Source organism: Baekduia sp. (genome assembly GCF_035996765.1).
GTDB lineage: Bacteria > Actinomycetota > Thermoleophilia > Solirubrobacterales > Solirubrobacteraceae > Baekduia.
In genome coordinates this window covers 1-20,041 of record NZ_DASYJG010000037.1, presented here as the reverse complement: position 1 = coordinate 20,041, position 20,041 = coordinate 1, and the positions used below count along the sequence as shown (strand labels likewise).

The window sequence follows — 20,041 nt, the reverse complement described above, 5'->3', positions numbered from 1 at the left end:
CGCGCCGGCGGCACTACGATCCTTCGGGATGACTTCCGGACCCTCTCAGACCACCGCCTCCGGCGAGCGCTCACGTCGCTTCGCCGGCGATCCCCACGGGCGCTTCTGGTGGCACCACCTCGACGGCACCGACTACGTGCCGGCGATTTACCAGGTGCTGACCGACGACGAGTGGCAGCTGATGGACGACTGGTACGCGGCGACGCTCGCGGCCGACTCGATCGGCGAGATCAACGTCCCGGCGATGAGCATGCTCCAAGGGCTGATCACGGGCGGCGGCCTCAGCCGCATCGTCCAGCTTGGCGGCTACTACGGCTACTCCGGATTGCTGATGGGCTTCTGGCTGCGCCACATGGGTCAAGGCGGTCAGCTCATCTCCATCGACGTCGACCCGGCGGCGACCGCGTTCTCGCAGGAGTGGATCGATCGGGCCGGGCTGTCGGAGACCGTGTTGCTGATGCTGTCGGACTCCGCCGCCGAGCAGGCGCTGGTCGACACCGTCGCGACCTTCAGCGGGCGCATGCCCCAGCTCATCCTGTTGGACTCCTCACACCAGTACGCCCACACGCTGCGCGAGCTCGACCTCTGGGTGCCGGCAATGGAACCGCAGACGCTGATGCTGCTGCACGACACCAGCACCTACGCGTGCAGCTGGGATCAGAACGGCAAGGGCGGCGTGCAGAAGGCGCTGGATGACTGGCTGCCGCGTCGCAAGGACGTGTCCTATATGAACCTCAACCGCCGCGTCGGCGAGCCGGACGTCTCGGCCGATCTCACCTACCGCGACGGCTGCGGGCTGGGGATCTTGCAGAAGCTGTAGGCGCCTCGGCGGCGGCTTGCCGCTCCGGTGCCCTTGATAGCGTCGCCGACCTTGATGGACGCCTGGATCGCCCTGCTCGCCCGCGAGCTCGCCCTGCTGGCGGTGCTCGGGATCATCGGACTCGGCCCCGTCGCGCTGCTGCACCGCTCGGTGGACCGCGCCACCCGCCTGGCGCTGGCGCCGGCCTACGGGCTGGCGATCGCGGTCTGCGTGCTGGTCACCACGCTGTGGCGCGTGCCCGCCCACCGTGGCTGGCCGCTGCTGGTCGGGATGATGGTGGTGTCGCTTGCGATGGCGTTCATCCTGGCCCGTCGCGCCGCGCCGGACGCGCCCGAGCGCCGGCCGCTGAGCATCCCGCGGCGGGAGCTCGCGCAGCTCGTCGTGCTGGTCGCCGTGGTGTTGATCGCGCTGAGCCTGCCGATGGCGATCCTGCACTCGACCGGGCCGGCCGGGGGGTACCGGATCGCCGACGCGTCCGGGTACGTCGCCCAGATCGACGGCGCTCAGCGTGAGTCGATCCACGCGGCCAAGCTCGAGCACGCGCCGTGGCGCGACCTGACGATCCAGATGTGGTCCGGGGCGGCGGGCGGATACCAGCAGATCGGCTTCGACGCGGTCGCGGCGCACATGAACGAGCTGCTCGGCCTGCACGCGACCGACACGCACAGCGCGTTCCTCATCTGCCTGATCCTCATCGGCGCGCTCGCGGCGTGGGCGGTCGTGCGGCAGGTCACCGCGACACGGTCGTGGGCGGCGGTCCTGGCCGGCGCGCTGTTTGCGGGACCGTTCTTCCGGACGCTCTACCTCGAGGGCAGCGAGGGGGCGATCGCCGGGATCCAGCTGGTACTCCCGGCACTGCTGGCGGGGTGGTGGGCCCTGCGCTACCGGCGTTTCTGGGACCTGCTGGCCTTCGGCCTCATGGCCGCGGGGCTCCAGACGCTCTACCCGCTCTACGTGCCGCCGCTGGTCGTCGGCGGCGCGATCGTCCTCGCTGTCCTCGGCGTCGGCTGGGTCCGCCGCCACGGGTGGTCGACCGCCGCGGCGGCCAAGGCCACCGGGATGCTGCTCGGCGCCCTGGCCATCGCCGCGGTGCTGACGCCCGTCGCGTTCGAGCGCAACGTCCGGTACTGGAAGCTGATCCTCCAAGGCAAGCAGAGCTACGCCGGCCTGCCGCCCTACGACCTGCCGCCGGCGATCGTCCCGAGCTGGCTGCTGCAGACGCGGGAGCTGTACTTCCTGCCGCACCTGGACGGCCAGCCGCTCTCGCAGCTGCTGGTCAGCCTCGCGGTACCGCTGCTGATCGTGGCGGCGATCGCCTACGGGCTCAGGCGCCGTCCGGTCGCGCTCGGCGCGCTGGCCGTGATCGTCGCCGCTGTCCTGTTCGCCAACCGCACGGCGACGTCCGATGACTGCAGCTACTGCGCGCAACGCAGTCTGCTGGTGATCGCGCCCCTGGCGATGGCGCTCTTTGGCATCGGGCTGGCCGCGATGCGCTCGCGGGGCGGCCGGGTTGCCGTTGCCGCGCTGCCGATCGCGCTGATCACCGTCGTCGCTGTGGGCTCGATGGCGCGGCACTCGGCGTTGCGGCTGCAGTGGTCGAGCTACGTCTTCGACGAGCAGATCAACACGGTGTTGAAGCAGTTGCCCGACCAGCAGGGTCCGGTGCAAATCGAGGGGTTCGGGATGACCTACCTCGCGCCGATGGTCGAGCCGCTGGCCTACAACCGCGTCAACGAGGTGACCGACGCCCCGGTGTCGATCGCGGCCGAGACCGACAGTGGCCGCGGCCTGATCTACCTCGGCGGCCCACGTCCGATCGGGCTCGAGTTCCGGCCCGACTACAAGTACATCTTGACGCGGTTCCCCGACATCGTGGTGCCGACCCGCCGCACGATCAAACGCTCGGGCCCCGTGGCGCTGGAGCAGCGCACCGGCGACTTGGACGTCACGGTCACCGACGGGCTCGTGGCCCGTCAAGCCTGGCAGGAGGATCCCGGAACGGCGTGGGTCGTCACCGGGCAGGCTGTGCACTTCTGGGTCATCGGCGGCCCCGTCAAGCGTGTCTGGCTCAAGGTGCGCCTGCAGGCGACGGTCCCGGTCAAGATCGATCCCGCGGCGGTGACGAGCAAGCAGACCGGCGGGGAGATCGTCGCCTGCCTGCCGGTCGACGGCCCGCCGCCCGTCCGCCGGGCCGACCTCTACTTCACGCTGCCCAACACCGCGGGGCCGCCGCCGAAGAACGCGTACGCGGTCGTTTCCCCGCCGACCGGCGCGAAGCTGACCGAGATGGCGGTCAGCAGCCGGTCCTGCCGGCCATCGACCTGAGCCCGCTCAGTCGGCGTCGATGCCGTAGCGCTGCGCGACCTCGACCGACGCCTCGTGCGGCGCGTGGGCGTCGATGCCGTGCGCCGAGTCCAGGATGAACCTGGGCCGCTGTTTGACCTCGTCGTAGATGCGCCCGACGTACTCGCCCATGATCCCCAGCGAGAGCAGCTGGATGCCGCTGAACAGCGAGACGATGATCACGATCGTCGGGTTGCCGGTCGGGAACCCGACGCCGACGATCTTGGCCACGGCGTAGCCGATCGCCAGCAGGAACGCGGCGAGCGAGAGCAGCATGCCGCCAAAGGAGATGAGCTGCAGCGGGTAGCGGCTGAACGAGATGATGCCGTTCATCCCGATGGTCAGCGACCCGAGGAACTTGTTGTACTTGCTGGTCCCGGCCGCGCGCGGGTCGCGGTCGTAGAGCAGGGCAGTCTGGTTGAAGCCGACCAGCGCGACGAGGCCGCGCAGGAAGCCGTGGGCCTCGTTGAGGGCTACGACCTCGTCAACCACGCGCCGGCTCATGAGCCGGAAGTCACCCGTGTTGGCCGGGATGTTGACCTCGGCGATGCGGTTGATGACGCGGTAGCCGACCGCCGAGACGATGCGCTTGGCCAGCGTCTCGCCCTCGCGCGTGCGGCGCTGGGCGTAGACCACGTCGTAGCCCTCGCGCCAGCACTTGACCATCGACTCGACCAGCTCGGGCGGATCCTGCAGGTCGACGTCGATGACCACGACGGCGTCGCCCGTGGCGGCTGCGAGACCGGCGAGCGTCGCCGCCGGCTGGCCGAAGCGCCGCGAGAACCGCAGCAGCTTGACCCGGGGGTCGGCGTCGCGCAGCGCGAGCACGCGCTCCTTGGTCGCGTCGGTGCTCGGATCCTCGGCGAAGATGATCTCCCAGTCGCAGCCCGTGCGCTCGAGGACGTCGGACATGCGGTCGTAGAACGGCCCGACGTTGTCCTCCTCGTTGAAGATCGGGACGACGATCGACAGCAGGCTCATGCCGCGCGCTCCAGCACGACGAACGAGCGGATGCCGAACGGCAGGCCGATGCCGCGCTCGATCAGCTTGCGCTCCAGCGTCGTGGTGGCGGCTCCGAGGCGTGAGTCGGTCGTCCGCGCGATGTCGCGCTCGACGAGCTGCTGCATCTCCTGCTCGGACGGGTTGGGGTGGCGGCGGCGGTTGCGCTGCTTGACAGCCCAGAAGGCGGGATAGAGGAACGAGCCGATGTGGTGGTCGGCGACCACGCGCAGCCCGGCGTCGCGCCCCTTGGCCGCCATCTCCCCGCGCGCGTAGCGGCGCTCGTGGCCGAGGAAGCGGTCGTAGTAGTCATAGGTCGACGGGCCGGCGGGGACGATGACCGCAGCGCGGCCGCCGGGGCGCAGGACGCGCGCGAACTCGCGCAGCGCGCCGACGTCGTCGGGCACGTGCTCGAGCAGGTTGGCCGAGACGACCGCGTCGACCGTGGCGTCCTGCAGCGGCAGGTCGCAGACGTCGGCCAACAGCAGCTGCGCCTCGGGGACGAGCTCGTGGGCGCGGCGCAGGCCGGCGGCGACGAGGTCGACGCCGACGAGGCGAGCGTCGGGACGCTCGCGGCGCAGATCCTCCAGCAGGTAGCCCGACGAGCACCCGGCGTCGACGATGACGCCGTCGGAGGTCAGCGCGGGGAGGGCCGCGTCGAGCAGCGCGCGGCGGGTCCAGACGTCGAGGAAGTGGTCGCGGCTGGCCTCGCGGTGCAGCGCCTCGAGCTCGTCGGACCAGTTGACGTCGAGCCCCTCGGCGTACGCCGTGAAGCCCGCCCCCGACGGGATGTCGGCCGGGGGATCGCGGAGCAGTTCGGTGATGGTCGGCACGTCCGGCGAAGGTTAGGGAACCAAACGGCTACCGGTACGCTCTCGTGCGCACATGCGCCCCTCGCCCCATGACAACCGGCATGCTCGTCGTGAGCCCTGACGGCCTCCACGAAGGCCGGTCGCCGGTGGGTTGGGCGCACCGCGCACGCCATCTGCGCACGTCCTCGGCCGGACACCACCAGGCGCTGCGCTTCGTCCTGTCGGGCGGGACGGTCGCCGTTGTCTACCTGGGGTTGGGGCTGCTGCTGTCCGGCCCGCTGGGCGTCCCGATCCAGATCGCGATCCCGGTCTCCTACGTGATCTCGGTGCTGTTCAACTACAGCATGCAGCGCTGGTTCGTCTTCGCCCACAGCGACGCGTTCGCGCTCTCGCGCCAGGCGCAGTTCCTCCGCTATGTCCAGATCGGCGCAGCGCAGTACGCGCTGACGGCGCTGGCGACGGCGGTGCTGCCGGACGTGCTGGGCCTCGACGAGCAGGTCGTCTACGTCGCGACCGCGCTGATCGCCGCGGTGATCACGTTCATCGTGTTGCGCCTCGTCGTCTTCCACGGCAGCACGGGATCGGGCGCATGACACCGCTGCTGCCCGTCTGCATCCTGGCCGGCGGCCTGGGCACCCGTCTCGGCCAGGTCGTGGCCGACACGCCCAAGCCGCTGCTGGAGGTCGCCGGCGCGCCGTTCCTGCGCCACCAGCTGCGGCTGCTCAAGGCGCACGGCGCCCGGCGCGTCGTCTTGTGCGTCGGGTACCTGGGCGAGCGCATCGAGGCCGCGCTGGGCGACGGCGCCGACGAGGGCTTGGAGTTGGGCTATGCCTATGACGGTCCAGACCTGCGTGGGACGGCCGGCGCGATCCGCGGTGCTTTGGATCAGCTCGGCGACGCGTTCCTGGTGCTCTACGGAGATACGTACCTTCGGATCGACTACACGGCGGTGCAGGCCACCTTTGTCGCCTCGGGGCTTCCGGCGCTCATGACCGTGCTGCGCAACGAGGGCCGCTGGGACGTCAGCAACGTCCTGCTCAGCGACGACGGCACGCGCATCGAGGCCTACGACAAGCGCGTGCCAACGCCCGCGATGAAGTGGATCGACTACGGCTTGGGCGTTCTCAGCGCGGAAGCGCTCGACGCAGCCGGGCCCGACGAGCCGGACCTCGCCGGCGCCTACCACGAGCTCGCCCGCACGGGCCGCCTGGCTGCCTACGAGGCGACCGAGCGCTTCTATGAGATCGGCACGCCGGAGGCGCTGGCGGAGACCGATGCGTTCCTGCGCGCTACTCCCGCTCGCCCCACTCCTGGCCGCGCTCAGCCGGGATGATGCGCCGCAAGGTGTAGATGTCGGTGCCGTCGAGCTCGTCGGTGTGACGCTCCAAGTCCTCCCACGGATCCCACACGGCGCTGAGCAGCCGGCCGGTGATCCCGTCGCTCTTGCGCGAGCCGAGGTAGACCGAGAGCGCGGCGCCGCGCTCCAGGGAGGTGCCGCCGCTGTCGCGCTGCTGCAGCGCCTTGGCGTAGAAGGCTTCACCGACGGCCTCGGGGCCGGCCTCGAGGACCTCGTCGAGCATCCGCGTGTTCAACGCGCCGGGCGCGATCGCGTTGACGTCGATGCCGTCGTCGGCGACCTCGCCGGCGAGCGTCTCGACGAAGCGCACGACGGCGGCCTTGGAAGCGGCGTAGGCCGACAGGAACGGCAGCGGGTTGGTGGCGCCGCCACCGGAGAGCTGGACGACCTTGCCGCGCTCGGCCGCACGCAGGTGCGGCAGTGCAAAGCGCGCGGGGAGGACCGACCCCATCAGGTTGATCTCGATCGCCTTGGCCCACGCGGCCCAGTCGACGTCGTCGATCGCGCCCTTGGGCCCGTAGACGCCGGCGTTGTTGACCAGGACGTCGAGGCCACCGAGACGCTCGACCGCGAAGGCGACCAGCCCCTCGACCTCCTCCGGGGAGGCGACGTCGGCGGGCCGGCCGTGGACCTCGCCGAGGCCGGCCAGTTCGTCCTCGGCGGCGCGCAGCGTCTCCTCGGAGCGCGCGCAGATGACGATGCGTGCGCCCTCGCGCAGGTAGGAGCGCGCGATCTCCAAGCCCAGCCCCTGGCTGGCGCCGGTGATCAGCGCCGTGCGGCCGGCCAGCGCGCCGGTCATGAGGGCCGCCGCCCGACCGAGGCGTAACGCACGCGCTCATCGGCCAGCAGCGTCCCGGCCAGGAAGCCGTTCGCGTCGACGACAAGCGCGCCGGTGCCGAGCGCGCCGATGATCTGCTCGGGCTCCAGCGCGCGGTACTCGGGCCACTCGGTGGCGACGACGAGCGCGTCGGCGCCGGCCGCGGCCGTGAAGGGATCGTCGAGCAAGTCCATCACCTCGGTCAGATCGTCGGGCAGGGCGGTCACCGCTGGGTCGTGCGCGCGGACCGCCGCGCCGGCGGCGGCGAGATCGCGGCAGAGCTCGACCGCAGAAGAGCGGCGCAGCGTGTCGGTTCCGGGCTTGTAGGTCAGGCCCCACACCGCGATCGTGCGACCGGTGAGCGGCGCGGCGTCGGCGGCAGTCGCGTCCGGCGCGAGGAGACCGACCAGCGTGCGCCGCGGCCAGCCGCGGTGGGCCGTGTTGCTGTCCCACACGCCGTGCAGCAGCGGCGTCGTGAGCGCCTCGGCGTCGCCGATGCCGGTCAGCGCCCGGATGTCGCGCGCCAACGTGCCGCCGGCAAAGGCGCCGCCCGGACCGAGGTAGGCCTTCGGGCCGATGCGCTGCTCGGTCTTCAGCGCGCGGGAGACGTCGCCAGCATCGGCGCCGACGCGCTCGCAGACCGAGGCGATCTCGTTGATGAAGGTCACCGACGTCGCCAAGAACGCGTTGAGCGCGTGCTTGGCCATCTCGGCGGACTCGACGCCCATCCATTCGATGTTCTCGGTGATCGGCGCCAGCACGCGCCCAACGGCCTCGCGGGCGCGTTCGTCGCGAACGCCGACGATGACGCGGTCGGGCTCGGTGAAGACCTCGATGGCCTTGCCGAGGCGCAGGTTCTCCGGCGAGCAGCCGAAGGAGAGGTCGAGGCCGTCCGCCGTCGCCGCGGCCTCCAGGCGCGCGACGCTGCCGACCGGCAGCTGCGAGGAGACCAGCACGGTCGCACGCGGCTCCAGATAGGGCAGCAGCGCGAGGACATGGCCGACGACGAGGTCGACATCGGCGACGTCGTCGGCGTCGACGGGCGTGTCGTAGGTGACCCAGAGCAGCTCGGCGCCGCGCACCGCGGCGGCCGGATCGCCGGTCACGCGCAGCGCGCCTGAGGCCAGGCCCGCGCCGACGAGCTCCTCCAAGCCAGGCTCGAAGAGCGGCGGCTTGCCGGCGCTCAGGTCGGCGACGACGTCGGCGTCGGGGTCGAACGCCGTGACCTCGTGACCCGCGCCGGCGAGGCACGCAGCCGTCACGGTCCCGAGATGCCAAAGCCCGGCAACGCAGAGCTTCACGTTTCACCGCCCGGCGTCGGGTAGCCGTTGGCCGCGTAGGCCTGCTCGATCAGGTCCCAGCAGTAGCGGACCGAGGCGAGATCCTCGGGCACCGGCGCCCCGGAGGCGATCGCCGCGCGCACCGAATCCCACTCAAGGCCCCACGACACGTCGACCGGGTCAAAGGCGATGATCTCGGCCTCCGGCTTGCCCATCTTCACGGGGTCCATCGTGAAGATGCTCAGCTTCTGCGGACCGTAGGAGCCCTGGAGGCCGTCGACCACGAGCTTGCCCGTCCGGCAGGTGATCTCCAGCGAGAAGAGGTTGGTCCACTCGGTCCACGTGACGTGCAACGTCGCCCATGGCGCGCGGTGGTCGCCGGGAACGCCGAGCAGGATCGCGGCGTTGTCTTCGACCGGCATGTCCCAGAAGCTCGTGCGCAGCAGCGCCGAATGCAGAGGCAGCTCGCCCAGCAGCCAGTGCGAGAGGTCGAGCAGGTGCATGCCCTGGTCGGTCATCTCCCCGCCGCCGCCGGTCTTCGGATCGGCGCGCCACTCCTGGTCGTAGCCGGGCCGGCCGCCGTGGCCGTAGCGGCCGCGCAGGAACAGCACGTCGCCGAAGCGCCCGCTGCGGGCGGTCTCGATCGCCTGCGAGATGGCGGGGTGGAAGCGGTGGTTGAAGCCGACCTTGGCGATCCTGCCGGCGGCCTGTGCGGCGGCGGCGATGCGGTCGACGTCAGCAACACCGATGCCGGCGGGCTTCTCGACCAGCACGTGCGCGCCGGCTTGCAGCGCGGCGACCGCGCAGGGCGCGATCTGGTCGTGGCTGGTGGCGACGATGACGACGTCGGGGCTCAGCGCGAGCAGCTCATCCAACGTGGCGCAGGCTGTGCCGCCGAACTCCGCGACGAGTCCCTCGGCGGCCTCGGGGCGCAGGTCGTAGGCCCCGACGACACGGTCCTCGCCGAGGGCCGCGGACCGCTTGCGGCCCATGAGGCCGCAGCCGATGATCCCGACCTGCAGGCTCACGTCGATTCGTTGCCCATCGCGCCCTGGAACTCGAAGTCGAAGGGCAGCTCGGACGCGCCTGCGGCGGCCATCGCCTGGCGGGTGTCCTCGGGACGCTGGGCGTAGACCAACAAGAACCCGCCGCCGCCCGCGCCGACCAGCTTGCCGCCCAGGCAGCCCGAGCGCCGCGCCAGCGTGTAAAGCCGGTCGATGTGCTCACCGGTCATGCCCGGGGAGCGCTTGCGCTTGTTCTCCCAATGCTCGTGCATGAGCTCGGCGTAGGCCTCCAGGTCGCCGCACTCCAGCAGGCTGCGGCTGCGCACGCCCATCTCCTTGGTGCGATGGAGGTTCTCCACCATCTCCTGGTCGCTGCCTTCGGTGCGTGACACCTGGTCGGCCAGGATCGCCGAGGCCGAGCGCGCCTCGCCCGTGTAGAAGAGCAGCAGGTTGTTGCGCAGTCGACGGTGCGTGGCATCCTCGATCTGCAGCGATTCGACGTCGACCGAGCCGTCGGGGTGAAAAGTGTAGGCGCAGATCCCGCCGTGGGCCGACACGTATTGGTCCTGCTTGCCGACCGGCTCGTTGAGGATGTCGAGCTCGATCTCGCAGGCGGCCTCGGCCAGGGCGCCGGCCGTGATCGACTGGCGGTTGGCCAGCGACAGCGCCTTGATCAGGCAGACGGTGAACGCGCCGGAGGAGCCCATGCCCGTACCGGCGGGCACGTCGGCGACGACCGCGATCTCCAAGGGGTTGCCTTGCCAGTGGCGGCGAATCGTCTCACGGAAGATGGGGTGCTTGATCTCCCCGGGGATGTCGACCTCTTCGGTCTCTGAGTACTTCAGGCGGTAGCGCTTCTGAAAGACCGTGTGCGTGAGCATGTACACGTACTTGTCGATCGCGCCGCTGATCAGGTAGCCGCCGTGCTCGCCGTAGTAGGACGGCAGATCGGTACCGCCGCCGCCGAGCGAGATACGCAGCGGTGCGCGGGAGAAGATGACGCTCACGAGGTCGTTGGCTCCTGGTCTAGGACGATGGCGGGCTCGGTCTCGAACCAGTCGAGGGTCCGCTCGATCGCCTCGGGGATAGTGAGGGTGGGCGACCAGCCCAGCGAGCGGATCTTGGTGGTGTCGAGGTGGATGAGCGGCGAGTCGCCGGCCCAGCCGCGCGTGCCGCCCTCCTTCTCGATCGCAGGCGTCACGCCCATGCGGTCGGTGATGATCGCGATCGAGTCATCGACCACCACCGTGGCGTCCGTGCCGAGATTGTAGACGTGGGCACCGGGCTCGTCGCCGTGGTGGGCCGCGGCAGTGAGCATCGCCTCGACGCAGTCCTGCACGTAGAGGTAGCTCTTCTCCTGGCGCCCGTCGCCGAGGACATAGAGGTGTGACGGGTCGCGCTTGAGCGCGCGGTAGAAGTCGATGACGTGGCCGTGGGTGTAGCGCTCGCCCAGCAGCGACACGAAGCGGAAGATGATCCCCGTGAACCCGTAGCCGTGCGCGTAGGCGCCGATCAGCCCTTCGCCGGCGACCTTCGAGGCGGCATACAGCGAGGTCTGCACCGGAAACGGCGCGCCCTCGGGCGTCGGGAAGACCTCAGGCTCGCCGTAGACCGAGCCGGTCGAGGAGAAGCAGATGCGCTTGGCGCCCACCGCGCGCATGGCCTCGAGGACATTCGAGGTCGCGATCGTGTTCTGGTGCAGATCGCGCTGGGGGTGGTCGAGGCCGTGGCGCACGTCGGCGTTGGCCTGCAGGTGGAAGACCGTGTCGCAGCCGGCGACGGCGCCGGCGAGCAGGTCGCGGTCCAGGATGTCGCCCTCGAACAGGTCGGCGCCGCGCTCCAGCGCACCGGCGATGAACTCGCGCCGCCCCGTGCGGAAGTCGTCGAGGATGGCGACCTGGATGCCGTCATCGAGCAGCCGATCGGCGACGGTGCTGCCGATGAACCCGGCGCCGCCGGTGATGAGAACGCGCTCCATGGAGGAGGTTCTACAGCGTGAAGCCGGCTGCCGCAGCGTCGCGGTGGAACATCTGCACCGTCTCCAGCGAGAACTGGTCGAGGTCCTTGCCCAGGCTCTTGACCTTGGGCAGCAGGTCGTGCGTCATCGTGATGATGTGGCACCCGACCTGGTCGGCCTGCACCAGGTTGAGCACCTCGCGCGGGCTGGCCCAGATGAGCTCGGACCTCGGTGCCGCCGTCATGATGTCGATCGACCGCTGCATGATCGGGAGCGGGTCGACGCCGGCGTCGGCGATGCGTCCGGCGAAGACCGAGATGCACGATGGCGCGCCGTCGGCGACGGCCGCGGTGATCAGCTCGACCTGCGCGGTCGTGAAGAGCGCGGTCACGTTGACCTGGACGCCGTCTTCTGAGAGCTCGCGCACGAGCGGCGCCATCGAGACGCCGCTCGTCGTCGTGACCGGGATCTTCACGTACACGTTCGGACCCCACGCCGCCAGCTGCTTGGCCTGGCGCCGCATCTCTGCCTCGTCGTCGGCGAAGACCTCGAAGGAGATCGGCTTGTCGCGGATCTGCTCCAGCAGCCGCTGGGCGAAGTCCGCGTAGTCCGTCAGGCCGGCCTTCCACATCAACGTGGGGTTGGTCGTGAACCCCTTGATCATGGGGTCCTCGGCCAGCCGGAGGATGCCGTCGAGGTCGGCGCCGTCGGCGAAGATCTTGGTCGAGATGCGATCAAGCATGTCCTTGGAACCTAGCTGACCTGTCGGAGACTGACGCGCGCCATCACGCAGTGATGAACGTTGCGCCAGCGTAGAGGTTTCGCACGACCGCATCGGGTCGAGGGATGCCAATGCGCCTATGTGCCGAGCCCGGATGCTCGATCAGCACCGTCCGACATCCCGCGCGCCGGCCCGCCTCGATATCGCCGTCGCTGTCGCCGACCATCCAGCTCGCGGGCAGGTCGATCCCCCTCGCGGTGGCCGCATCCAAGAGCATGCCCGGCGCCGGCTTGCGGCAATCGCAGGGGCCGCGCAGCTCGGCGACCGTCGCCTCTGGATGGTGGTGGCAGTAGCGCCACTCCTCGATGAGGATGTCGTGCTCGGCAAGCAGCGCGACCACGCGCTCGTGGATCGCCCAGAGCTCGTCGAGCGTCGTCTTGCCTTTGGCGGCGCCCGGCTGGTTGGAGACCACGATGAGGAAGAACCCGGCGTTCTGTAACAGACGACATCCCTCGACCGCCCCGTCCGCCAGAACGACGTCGGCGGCATGCAGCGGTGATTCGCACCGCCCGTCGGCAGGGTCGAACACGGGATCGTTGAGGACCCCGTCGCGGTCCAGGAAGACCGCGCGGGTACTGGCGCCGCTCATCGCGTCATGACGACCGCGTACTCACCGCTGTGGGTGCGATCGGCATCCCAGTCGCCCTGGCCATAGGGCGCGAACGCGTAGCCCTCCCCGAACCCCGCCTGGCGGCAGAGCTGCAGGAGGACCTCTGGGAAGATCGGGTGCTGGTGGCTCAGGTCGACCCAGAACGCCTTCAGCGCCCAGGCCGAGTGCGGGTTCACGGTCTCGAGGATCAGCCGCCCGCCGGGTGCTAGTGCGCGATGGGCGGCGATGAGCATCCGCCGCAGGTCGTCCTCGGGCACGTGCTCGACCACCTGCATCGAGACGATCGCGCCGAGCGAGCCGGCATCGAGCCCGGTGAGGACCGTGACGGCGTCTGCTTCGACGACGTCGTGGCCCTTGCTCTGGCAGTAGGCCACGAGCTCGGGGTTGAGGTCGACGCCGCGAGCTTCGATCGATGCGTCGCGCAGGAGGTCGAGGAACTCGCCACGCCCGCAGCCTGCGTCGAGAACCGGGCCGTGGTCGGCCAAGAGCGGGAGGTAGCGCTGCTGGCGCTCCCGGATCATCGCCTCCGATCCGCGGAAGACATCCTCGAAGGCGTGATAGCCGGCGTCGCCCGCAGCATCGCGACCGTCGTCGTGGAAGCCCATGACGCGGCCGACGTCGTCGGCCTCAAAGCGGGTGAACGGCGTCCCGTCCATGTAGGGCTCGGCCGCCGCGGCGTGGACGAGGTCGACCGCTGGATGGAGGTCGCTGGCGACGTCGGTGAGGTGCCGGCGAACCGCTCCCAGCTCGTTGCCCAGCATCCGCAGCTCGGCCGAGCGCCGGCCGTCGGCCAGGCGGGTGGCCGTGGCGTGGGCCTCCAGCTGGCCGAGTCGCTGGGAGTGGTTCTCGAAGGCCTGCAGCGTCGCCGCCGCCTGGCTCTCGATCGACCACCAGAGCGCGTGGTTGATCGATTCCTGACGTTCAGCGCTCCGTCGCAGGAGCCTGCGCGTCAGCCGCTGAAGCAAGCTGCCGAGGCTCGACACCGGCGGCGCGACGGGCGCCTCGATGGCATGGAGGGTCTCGGTGCGGGCCTCTTGGGCCTCGTTGAACATCGGCGGGTCGAGCACGGCGGCGTCTGCCGATGGCGCCAACCGGGCCAGCCGCTGCGACATCGCGCGGCCCGCGGCGGCCGCGGAGTGGTGCTCCAGGATGAACGTCCGGCCACGCGCGGCACGCGCCGCGGCCTCGTCGGGGTGGTCCACGACGCGGCGAAGCAACTCGGCGGCGTGATCGAGGTCGGGCTCGGCCCAGCGCCCGTCGGCCGGGTAGGGCGCGGCGCCCTCGCCGATCTCGACGAGGTCATGGCGGACGACGAAGCCGGTGTCGTCGGACAGGTAGTCGCCCGATCCGGAGTAGCCGGTGCCGACCACCGGCTTGCCGAGCAGCATCGCCTCGGCGAGCGTGAAGCCGAAGCCCTCAGAGCGATGCAGGGAGACGTAGCAGTCGCAGCTGGCGACCAGCACGTCGCGCAGCTCCGGGTTCAGGAACTCGTCGCGCAGCAGGATGTCGGCGCGTCCGCCAGCCGCGGCCTGCAGCTCTGCGACAGCCGCCGGATGGCGCTCGCCGTTGATCGACTTGATGACCAACGACACGCCGTCGCGTGGCTCGGGAAACGCGCGTCGGTAGGCCTCGATCACGCCCGTCGGGTTCTTGCGCGCGACGACGCTGTTGTAGTCAAACGCGAAGAGGAACACGAAGCCATCGGGCAGGCCGACGGCAGCGCGGTCGGGAGCCACGCCCGGGCGCATCGTCACCGGTGTCGGGATGTGCGCGACCGGCACCGGCGAGACCTTCGCCAGCGTCTCGGCCACGAAGCGGCTGCCCGCCCACACCTCGTCGACCAGGTCGAACGAGCCATGCCACTGCTCGGGCAGCGCGTCGGACTCCCACCACCACCAGCCGATCGTCCGGCGGTCCTCGAAGAACTCGGGGCCGAGCTGGCCCGCGACGGTCGGCAGCATGTCGGCGTTGACGCAGATCAGGTTCGCGCCGAACGGGCCGTGGGCGTGGGAGGCGTGCTCGAAGTCGTGCTCCTCGCGCCCGACGCCGGCCGCGACGCCCACCGGTACGACCGGGATGCCCGCGGCATCGAGCGCGCCGATCGCCTGGCGCGCCACCTCGCCCACACCGAGCTCGGCGTTGAGGTAGCCGACGACGTTGACGCCATCGACGCCGCTAGCACTGCCGCTGTGCCCGGCCTCGCGGCGCGCGAGGCTGTAGGGCCACGTTGTGGTCTCCGCGAAGCCCTGCTCGCGCAGCGCCTCGCCATAGAGATCGCAGACCGCCTTGACGTCAGGCCGCTCGCTGAAGCGAATCCGGTCCTGGTGCTTGGACAGCTCGTCCGGGCGGTCCGGGTTGTAGCCGCTGAAGTGCAGGAAGCGCACCGGCCGGCCGTCGATCCTCGGATGGCGTGCATCGCCGTTGACCTCCAGCGTCCGCGCGTGCAGGTTCCAGTAGGCGATGTTGTAGGCCGGATCGCGCAGGAGATGCGTCTCGGGCCAGATGCCGGGGACGAGGTCGATCCACTTCTGGTCGACAAAGCGGCCCGAGGCCGGGTCGACGACGCAGTCCGTCTCGAGGCGCTCAGACCACCAGTCCAGCAGCCCGGTCGCGGCTTCGGATTGCCCCAGACCGATGAAGCCCAGGTTGTAGGCGCCCGCGATCAGGATCGACTCTTCTGAGGGGTAGCGGCCGTCGCGCGGGATCGGCGTGAGGTTGTGCGGGGTGAGGACGATCCCGTGCTCGATGGCGAGCTCGCGGATCTCGTCCAGCGGCGAGACGACCCGGATGTCCGGGTCGAGGTACACCGCGTGATCCTGTTCGGTGAGCAGCTTGCGCAGCAGCCAGGGCTTGACCGCCGTCGACAGCTCGATGACGCTGTATGCCGACACCATCTGCTCGAACGGCTCGCAGTCGAGGTCCTTCGGGCCCCAGAGCCGGTAGGGCTCCTGGGCGGGGTCGACGTACCCCTCGAGATCGTCGAGGACGAGGACGGTCAGCTCCGAGTCCGGATGCTGCTCGCGCAGGGACTGTGCCAGGACCCTCGCGTGGGCGAGGTAGTTCTTGGCGACGATGGTGCAGACGTTCACCAGGCGATCGTATCGACGGGCACCTTAGGATCCGGCCATGCCGTTTCCGTGGTCGTTGCGCTCGCCAGCGAAGGGCGGGACGGTCTCGACCGCGCAGGAGCCCCCAGCCGACGCGGCGAACGCACACGACGTCGACGCGCTCTACGAGGCGTTCCTCGGCCGCTCTCCTCGGCCTGAGGAGATCGAGCTCCAGCTTGCCGGAGGGCCCAGCCTGCGGGCGCTGCTGGAGGTCGTGACGGCCAGCGAGGAGCGCGAGGCGCGGATTGTCGCCCTGGCCACCGCGGCGGCGGAGGAGGCCGTCGACCCCCTGCAGCGGCAGCGAATCGTCAACGTGTACAACGACGAGCTCGCGCCGTTCGGCTACCCGCCAGGCAGCTGGTCAGCCGACGGGGTGGCGGTCATCGGGCGCCGCGGCTGGGTCTTCCTGGGTGCCGGGACCAACGCGATCGTCGAGCAATACCGCGGGAACATCCAGCCGGAGCCGCTGTTTGAGGAGCAGTGGGCCGAAGCGATGGCGGTCCGGCGAGCGGGCGCCGAGGCGCTGGGTGCGGCGTTCGTCGGCCTGATCGTCCCGGACAAGCTGCCGGTCCTTGCCGACGCGTTCCCGGAGGCGTTCCCGTTGGCCTCGGCGGCGCCCGCGGCGGTGCTGGCCGCACGCCCGGATCTGGGGCTCTTGTACCCGGTTGTCGAGCTTGCCGCGGTGCCGGGCGGCGCCTACCTGCGCACCGACACGCATCTGACCCACGCGGGCAATGCGGCGCTCGCTGCGGTCGTCGGTGAGGCGATCGGCGTTCGGATCGCGTACGCGGCTGCGCCGGAGGAGATCGAGCGCTATGCGGTCAGCGGCGACCTCGGATCGCGCTACGCGACGCCGGTCGTCGAGGTGGTCGCCATGCCTCTGGGCTGGGGCAACGCGCGGGAGGTCGAGAGCAACCGCGAGGAGATCGGCGCGGTTGGTGCGCACATCGGGACGCGGCAGGTCCTGCGCAACGACGATGCGGGCGACGAGCGCACCGCCGTCATCTTCGGCGACTCGTACGCGTCTGCCTCCCCGAAGTACCACGGGCTGGCCTGGTTCCTGGCCCAGGCGTTCCGCGAGGTCCACTTCGTCTGGGTCCCGTTCGGATGGGACCCGGACTACGCGGCCGCGGTGGGCGCCGGCGTGGTGGTCTGCCAGGGCGCCGAGCGCTTCGTGATCCGCCCGCCGGAGCTGCGCGTCGACGTCCACGAGCTGGCGGCCAAGGCGCTGGCGCGCGACGACGCCGCCTGAGCCCTAGGCCGCGCCCGGCGCGCTGCCGACGCCCTCGACCTCTTCCCACTTGCCCGGCTGGGCCTCGACGGCCGGGTGGGAGACGACGAGGTGCCAGAGGATCGCCTGGAAGCTCTCGACGTGCGGGGTGCGGCGGGCGGCCTCGCACTCGACGACGATCGCGACCTCGGCGGCCTGTGCCGCATGACCGTCGGCCTTGCCGATGATCGCGTAGATCGGCGCGCCGACCTCGGTGGCGAGCTCCATCGCCTGCACGAGGTTCATGGAGATGTTGTGCTCGCGCGAGCCGCCCCCGACGGAGAAGACGAGCATGCCGTCCTTCGCGGTGATCCGCGACGTCTTCAGCCACGCGCTGTAGCTGGTGTCCCAGCCCTCGTCGTTGACCCGCGCGGTGAGCTCGCTGACGTTGTCGGACGGCGTGTAGCTCTCGATGTGGGCGATCTTGCGGAAGTCGTTGACGGCATGCGAGGCGTGGCCGGCGCCACCGCCGACCCCGATGATGAACAGGCGCCCACCGCGCTCGCGAATCGCGGCGATGCCGGTGGCCATGCGCTCCATGTCCTCGCGCGAGATGCTCGCGGCGATCTCGGCGACCTCGTCCAGGTAGGTGGCGGCGTAGCTCATCGCTTCCGAACGTACTCGAAGGGCAACGTGTCGGCGATGGCAGCCAATGCCGGAGCGTCAAGATCGCGCTGGGAGACCTGGAGCTCTTCGGTGGGGACCGGCCAGCGCACCTCAAGCGCGGGGTCGTTGTAGGAGATCTCGCGCTCGGTGGCGGGGTCGTAGTAGGCGTCGAGCTTGTAGACGACGTCGGCGATCTCCGACACCACGCAGAAGCCGTGCGCGAAGCCGGGCGGCGCGTAGAGGATGCGCAGCGTCTCGTCGTCGAGGTCGTAGCCCTCCCACTCGCCGTAAGTGGGCGAGCCGCGGCGGATGTCGACGAGCACGTCGTGGATCTGGCCGCGCGCGCAACGCACGAGCTTGCCGGCGCCGCGGCCGACGGTGAAGTGCAGTCCGCGGACCACGCCGCGCGTCGAGCGCGAGTGGTTGTCCTGGACCATCTCCTCCTCGATGCCCAACGCCATCAGGTCGTTGCGGCGGTAGGTCTCCACGAAGAAGCCGCGGTCATCGCCGAACGCCTTGGGCTGCAGGAGCAGCGGGCCATCCAGCCGTGTCTCGATCACCTCGTAGGGCACGGCGAGGAGCCTAGCGGCGACATAGGGTTCTCCGACGATGGCCTCCCTCGTGCGCCGGATCCGCTTCCTGCTCGGCCGGACCTACGCCGCGTTGTGGCGTGGCGCCGAAGAGGCGCTGGCGCGGGTGGCGCCGCGGTCGGTGCGCGAGGCCCAAGCGCGGCCGGCGCTGCCCGACGCGCCGGTCCACCGTCGCTACGGGCTGCGCGTCGGCCGGCCGGTGGACCGCTTCTACATCGAGCGCTTCCTGGAGCGGCACGCGGCCGACGTCCGCGGGCGCACGCTCGAGGTGCTCGACGCGACCTACACGCGGCGCTTCGGCGGCGACGCCGTGGCCCAAGCCGATGTGGTGGACCTCGATCCCGACAACGCCGCGGCGACCATCCGCGCCGACCTGCAGACCGGCGACGGCGTGCCGGCCGGCGTCTTTGACTGCGTGGTGCTCACCCAGACGATCTCCATCACCTACGACTTCGCGGGCGCCTTGGACACCGCGTGCGCGGCGTTGAGGCCCGGCGGGGTCCTGCTGCTCACCGTGCCCGGGATCTCCCACCAGGCCGCGCCTGACGGTGAGCTCTTTCCCGACCACTGGCGCTTCACCTGGCGGGCGATCGCCCGGTTGCTCGGCGAGCGCCTCGGTCCGGAGAACGTGGAGGTCGGCGCCGAGGGCACGGTCGCCGCGTGCGCGGCGTTCCTGTACGGGATCCCGGCCGACGAGCTCGACCCCGCGCAGCTCGATCCGCACGACCCCGATTACGAGATGGTGATCTGGGCGCGGGTGGTGAAGCGAAGCTAGCGCCGGCGGCCGCGGCTACCGGACCGTCGCGGCGCCGACCTGCCGCTCGGTGCCGAAGGCGGCCACGTCGGCGAAGAGGTCGCCGATCACCCGCGGCCAGACCTTCGAGGCCGCGAACTGGCGGCTCTTATGATGCCCGCGGATCCGGATCCGGTCATGCATGTCGGGCATCTGCATCAGCTGGTGGACGCGCAGGTTCAACTCATAGCGGTCGCTGACCTGCAGCACGTCGATGCCCGGCTCGAGCCCGTAGAGGGGCTCGAGCACCTCGGTGACCACCAACTGGCCCGCGGCGAGATGGAGCAGCACGCTGTGCTCGAACAGACGGACCCACTGCTCGCCGTGCACGTTGAGGCCGACGTCGGCGCCGTGCAGGACCTCGCGCAGCTCGTCGCCCATCAGCGCGTGGGCGTAGTGCGGGAGGTCGAACTCGTGCTTGAGGCTGACCAGCGACTCCTCGCGATGCATCGTGGAATGCCCGATGAAGACGATCCGCGGCGGCCGGCGCGAGGGCGTGGGCGCGCGGTAGAAGCGGTCGTCGACCGGCAACGGCAGCGCCCGCCAGATCGGCACCACCGCCGCTGCCGCCGTCCAGCTGTTGGGATCGACGCATGCGACGCGGTCGACGTTGCCGCGATCCAGGCGCCGCAGCTCGGCCAGGTTGTAGTCGTAGTTGGGGTGCGGGTTGCGGTCGGCGCGCGGCAGCGGCTCGGTGATGACGCCGAGCACCGGCACGTCGATGCCATCCATGGCGCCGACCGGCAGCGCCTCGGGCCGGAAGACGACGATCACGTGCGGGTCGGCCTCGGCGAGCGCGGCGCGCAGCTCGTCGGCGTCGTCATCGGCACCCCGGAAGGGGATCAGCGCCGGGACGATCCCACCCGCGGACCTGCTGAGGACGTGCGGCGCGAAG

The 20,041-nt window shown here is 70.6% G+C and carries 19 protein-coding genes; 6 read left to right on the top strand and 13 right to left on the bottom strand.

Translation table 11 applies throughout. The annotated features are described in order from the left end of the window. The first annotated feature begins 28 nt into the window (after nt 1-28). Both VGO10_RS08650 and VGO10_RS08645 read left to right on the top strand, forming a co-directional pair. Nucleotides 29-820 carry a class I SAM-dependent methyltransferase gene (locus VGO10_RS08650; protein WP_327467238.1) on the top strand — a complete coding sequence of 264 codons (792 nt, stop codon included), beginning with the start codon at nt 29-31 and terminating at the stop codon, nt 818-820. Nucleotides 821-874: 54 nt separating this feature from the next. Then, complete coding sequence (locus tag VGO10_RS08645) at nt 875-3,145, top strand: hypothetical protein (protein ID WP_327467236.1); 2,271 nt, start codon at nt 875-877, stop codon at nt 3,143-3,145. A gap of 6 nt (nt 3,146-3,151) precedes the next feature. Here the strand turns inward: VGO10_RS08645 and VGO10_RS08640 are convergent, their stop codons facing one another. Together VGO10_RS08640 and VGO10_RS08635 are read right to left on the bottom strand one after the other, a co-directional pair. Beyond that, complete coding sequence (locus tag VGO10_RS08640) at nt 3,152-4,144, bottom strand: glycosyltransferase family 2 protein (RefSeq protein WP_327467234.1); 993 nt, start codon at nt 4,142-4,144, stop codon at nt 3,152-3,154. Then, a complete protein-coding gene (locus tag VGO10_RS08635) occupies nt 4,141-4,995 on the bottom strand; it encodes a class I SAM-dependent methyltransferase (protein WP_327467232.1) in 855 nt (284 codons plus the stop codon). Before VGO10_RS08635 ends, VGO10_RS08640 begins: the two co-directional genes overlap by 4 nt. Before the next feature lie 68 nt (nt 4,996-5,063). On the opposite strand from VGO10_RS08635, the gene VGO10_RS08630 reads away from it, so the two are divergent. Next, complete coding sequence (locus tag VGO10_RS08630) at nt 5,064-5,567, top strand: GtrA family protein (protein ID WP_327467230.1); 504 nt, start codon at nt 5,064-5,066, stop codon at nt 5,565-5,567. Then, nucleotides 5,564-6,307, top strand: a complete 744-nt coding sequence (locus VGO10_RS08625; protein ID WP_327467228.1) for a nucleotidyltransferase family protein — start codon at nt 5,564-5,566, stop codon at nt 6,305-6,307. The genes VGO10_RS08630 and VGO10_RS08625 overlap by 4 nt, the downstream gene beginning before the upstream one ends. Here the strand turns inward: VGO10_RS08625 and VGO10_RS08620 are convergent. From VGO10_RS08620 to VGO10_RS08585, 8 genes are read right to left on the bottom strand one after another with little or no spacing between them, the layout of a single operon-like run. After that, the gene (locus VGO10_RS08620; protein WP_327467226.1) at nt 6,264-7,130 is read right to left on the bottom strand and encodes an SDR family oxidoreductase; all 867 of its coding nucleotides are present in this window, start codon (nt 7,128-7,130) and stop codon (nt 6,264-6,266) included. The two genes, VGO10_RS08625 and VGO10_RS08620, sit on opposite strands and share 44 nt — an antisense overlap. Continuing rightward, nucleotides 7,127-8,449 carry a nucleotide sugar dehydrogenase gene (locus VGO10_RS08615; protein WP_327467224.1) on the bottom strand — a complete coding sequence of 441 codons (1,323 nt, stop codon included), beginning with the start codon at nt 8,447-8,449 and terminating at the stop codon, nt 7,127-7,129. Before VGO10_RS08615 ends, VGO10_RS08620 begins: the two co-directional genes overlap by 4 nt. Then, nucleotides 8,446-9,456 carry a Gfo/Idh/MocA family oxidoreductase gene (locus tag VGO10_RS08610; protein ID WP_327467223.1) on the bottom strand — a complete coding sequence of 337 codons (1,011 nt, stop codon included), beginning with the start codon at nt 9,454-9,456 and terminating at the stop codon, nt 8,446-8,448. The genes VGO10_RS08615 and VGO10_RS08610 overlap by 4 nt, the downstream gene beginning before the upstream one ends. Further along, nucleotides 9,453-10,439, bottom strand: coding sequence for a galactokinase (locus VGO10_RS08605; RefSeq protein WP_327467221.1), 987 nt, complete (start codon nt 10,437-10,439; stop codon nt 9,453-9,455). Before VGO10_RS08605 ends, VGO10_RS08610 begins: the two co-directional genes overlap by 4 nt. Continuing rightward, complete coding sequence (locus VGO10_RS08600; protein ID WP_327467219.1) at nt 10,436-11,410, bottom strand: NAD-dependent epimerase/dehydratase family protein; 975 nt, start codon at nt 11,408-11,410, stop codon at nt 10,436-10,438. Before VGO10_RS08600 ends, VGO10_RS08605 begins: the two co-directional genes overlap by 4 nt. A 10-nt stretch (nt 11,411-11,420) precedes the next feature. Beyond that, nucleotides 11,421-12,131, bottom strand: a complete 711-nt coding sequence (locus VGO10_RS08595) for a transaldolase (protein WP_327467217.1) — start codon at nt 12,129-12,131, stop codon at nt 11,421-11,423. Nucleotides 12,132-12,174: 43 nt separating this feature from the next. After that, a complete protein-coding gene (locus tag VGO10_RS08590) occupies nt 12,175-12,759 on the bottom strand; it encodes an HAD family hydrolase (protein WP_327467215.1) in 585 nt (194 codons plus the stop codon). Further along, nucleotides 12,756-15,869 (bottom strand): methyltransferase domain-containing protein, encoded by a 3,114-nt coding sequence (locus VGO10_RS08585; protein ID WP_327467213.1) that lies wholly within the window; start codon nt 15,867-15,869, stop codon nt 12,756-12,758. Before VGO10_RS08585 ends, VGO10_RS08590 begins: the two co-directional genes overlap by 4 nt. A 37-nt stretch (nt 15,870-15,906) precedes the next feature. Between VGO10_RS08585 and VGO10_RS08580 the strand changes: the two genes are divergently transcribed. Next, complete coding sequence (locus VGO10_RS08580; protein WP_327467211.1) at nt 15,907-17,139, top strand: alginate O-acetyltransferase AlgX-related protein; 1,233 nt, start codon at nt 15,907-15,909, stop codon at nt 17,137-17,139. Nucleotides 17,140-17,142: 3 nt separating this feature from the next. On the opposite strand, the gene VGO10_RS08575 is transcribed toward VGO10_RS08580, so the two are convergent. Both VGO10_RS08575 and rfbC read right to left on the bottom strand, forming a co-directional pair. Next, nucleotides 17,143-17,763, bottom strand: a complete 621-nt coding sequence (locus VGO10_RS08575; protein WP_327467209.1) for an SIS domain-containing protein — start codon at nt 17,761-17,763, stop codon at nt 17,143-17,145. Next, a complete protein-coding gene (gene rfbC, locus VGO10_RS08570) occupies nt 17,760-18,335 on the bottom strand; it encodes a dTDP-4-dehydrorhamnose 3,5-epimerase (protein ID WP_327467207.1) in 576 nt (191 codons plus the stop codon). Before rfbC ends, VGO10_RS08575 begins: the two co-directional genes overlap by 4 nt. Nucleotides 18,336-18,372: 37 nt before the next feature. Here rfbC and VGO10_RS08565 point away from each other — a divergent pair, with 37 nt between their 5' ends. Beyond that, on the top strand, nt 18,373-19,128 hold the full coding sequence (locus VGO10_RS08565; RefSeq protein ID WP_327467205.1) for a methyltransferase domain-containing protein: 756 nt from the start codon (nt 18,373-18,375) through the stop codon (nt 19,126-19,128). Nucleotides 19,129-19,143: 15 nt separating this feature from the next. Here the strand turns inward: VGO10_RS08565 and VGO10_RS08560 are convergent. Next, a partial coding sequence (locus tag VGO10_RS08560) for a hypothetical protein (RefSeq protein WP_327467203.1) occupies nt 19,144-20,041 on the bottom strand: 898 nt, incomplete at its 5' end.

Excerpts from the sequence above, each read along its gene's own strand:
- VGO10_RS08650 (WP_327467238.1), top strand. The coding sequence starts at position 29 with ATGACTTCCGGACCCTCTCAGACCACCGCCTCCGGCGAGCGCTCACGT.
- VGO10_RS08645 (WP_327467236.1), top strand. The coding sequence starts at position 875 with ATGGACGCCTGGATCGCCCTGCTCGCCCGCGAGCTCGCCCTGCTGGCG.
- VGO10_RS08640 (WP_327467234.1), bottom strand. The coding sequence starts at position 4,144 with ATGAGCCTGCTGTCGATCGTCGTCCCGATCTTCAACGAGGAGGACAAC.
- VGO10_RS08630 (WP_327467230.1), top strand. The coding sequence starts at position 5,064 with ATGACAACCGGCATGCTCGTCGTGAGCCCTGACGGCCTCCACGAAGGC.
- VGO10_RS08625 (WP_327467228.1), top strand. The coding sequence starts at position 5,564 with ATGACACCGCTGCTGCCCGTCTGCATCCTGGCCGGCGGCCTGGGCACC.
- VGO10_RS08620 (WP_327467226.1), bottom strand. The coding sequence starts at position 7,130 with ATGACCGGCGCGCTGGCCGGCCGCACGGCGCTGATCACCGGCGCCAGC.
- VGO10_RS08600 (WP_327467219.1), bottom strand. The coding sequence starts at position 11,410 with ATGGAGCGCGTTCTCATCACCGGCGGCGCCGGGTTCATCGGCAGCACC.
- VGO10_RS08595 (WP_327467217.1), bottom strand. The coding sequence starts at position 12,131 with ATGCTTGATCGCATCTCGACCAAGATCTTCGCCGACGGCGCCGACCTC.
- VGO10_RS08590 (WP_327467215.1), bottom strand. The coding sequence starts at position 12,759 with ATGAGCGGCGCCAGTACCCGCGCGGTCTTCCTGGACCGCGACGGGGTC.
- VGO10_RS08580 (WP_327467211.1), top strand. The coding sequence starts at position 15,907 with ATGCCGTTTCCGTGGTCGTTGCGCTCGCCAGCGAAGGGCGGGACGGTC.
- VGO10_RS08575 (WP_327467209.1), bottom strand. The coding sequence starts at position 17,763 with ATGAGCTACGCCGCCACCTACCTGGACGAGGTCGCCGAGATCGCCGCG.
- VGO10_RS08565 (WP_327467205.1), top strand. The coding sequence starts at position 18,373 with ATGGCCTCCCTCGTGCGCCGGATCCGCTTCCTGCTCGGCCGGACCTAC.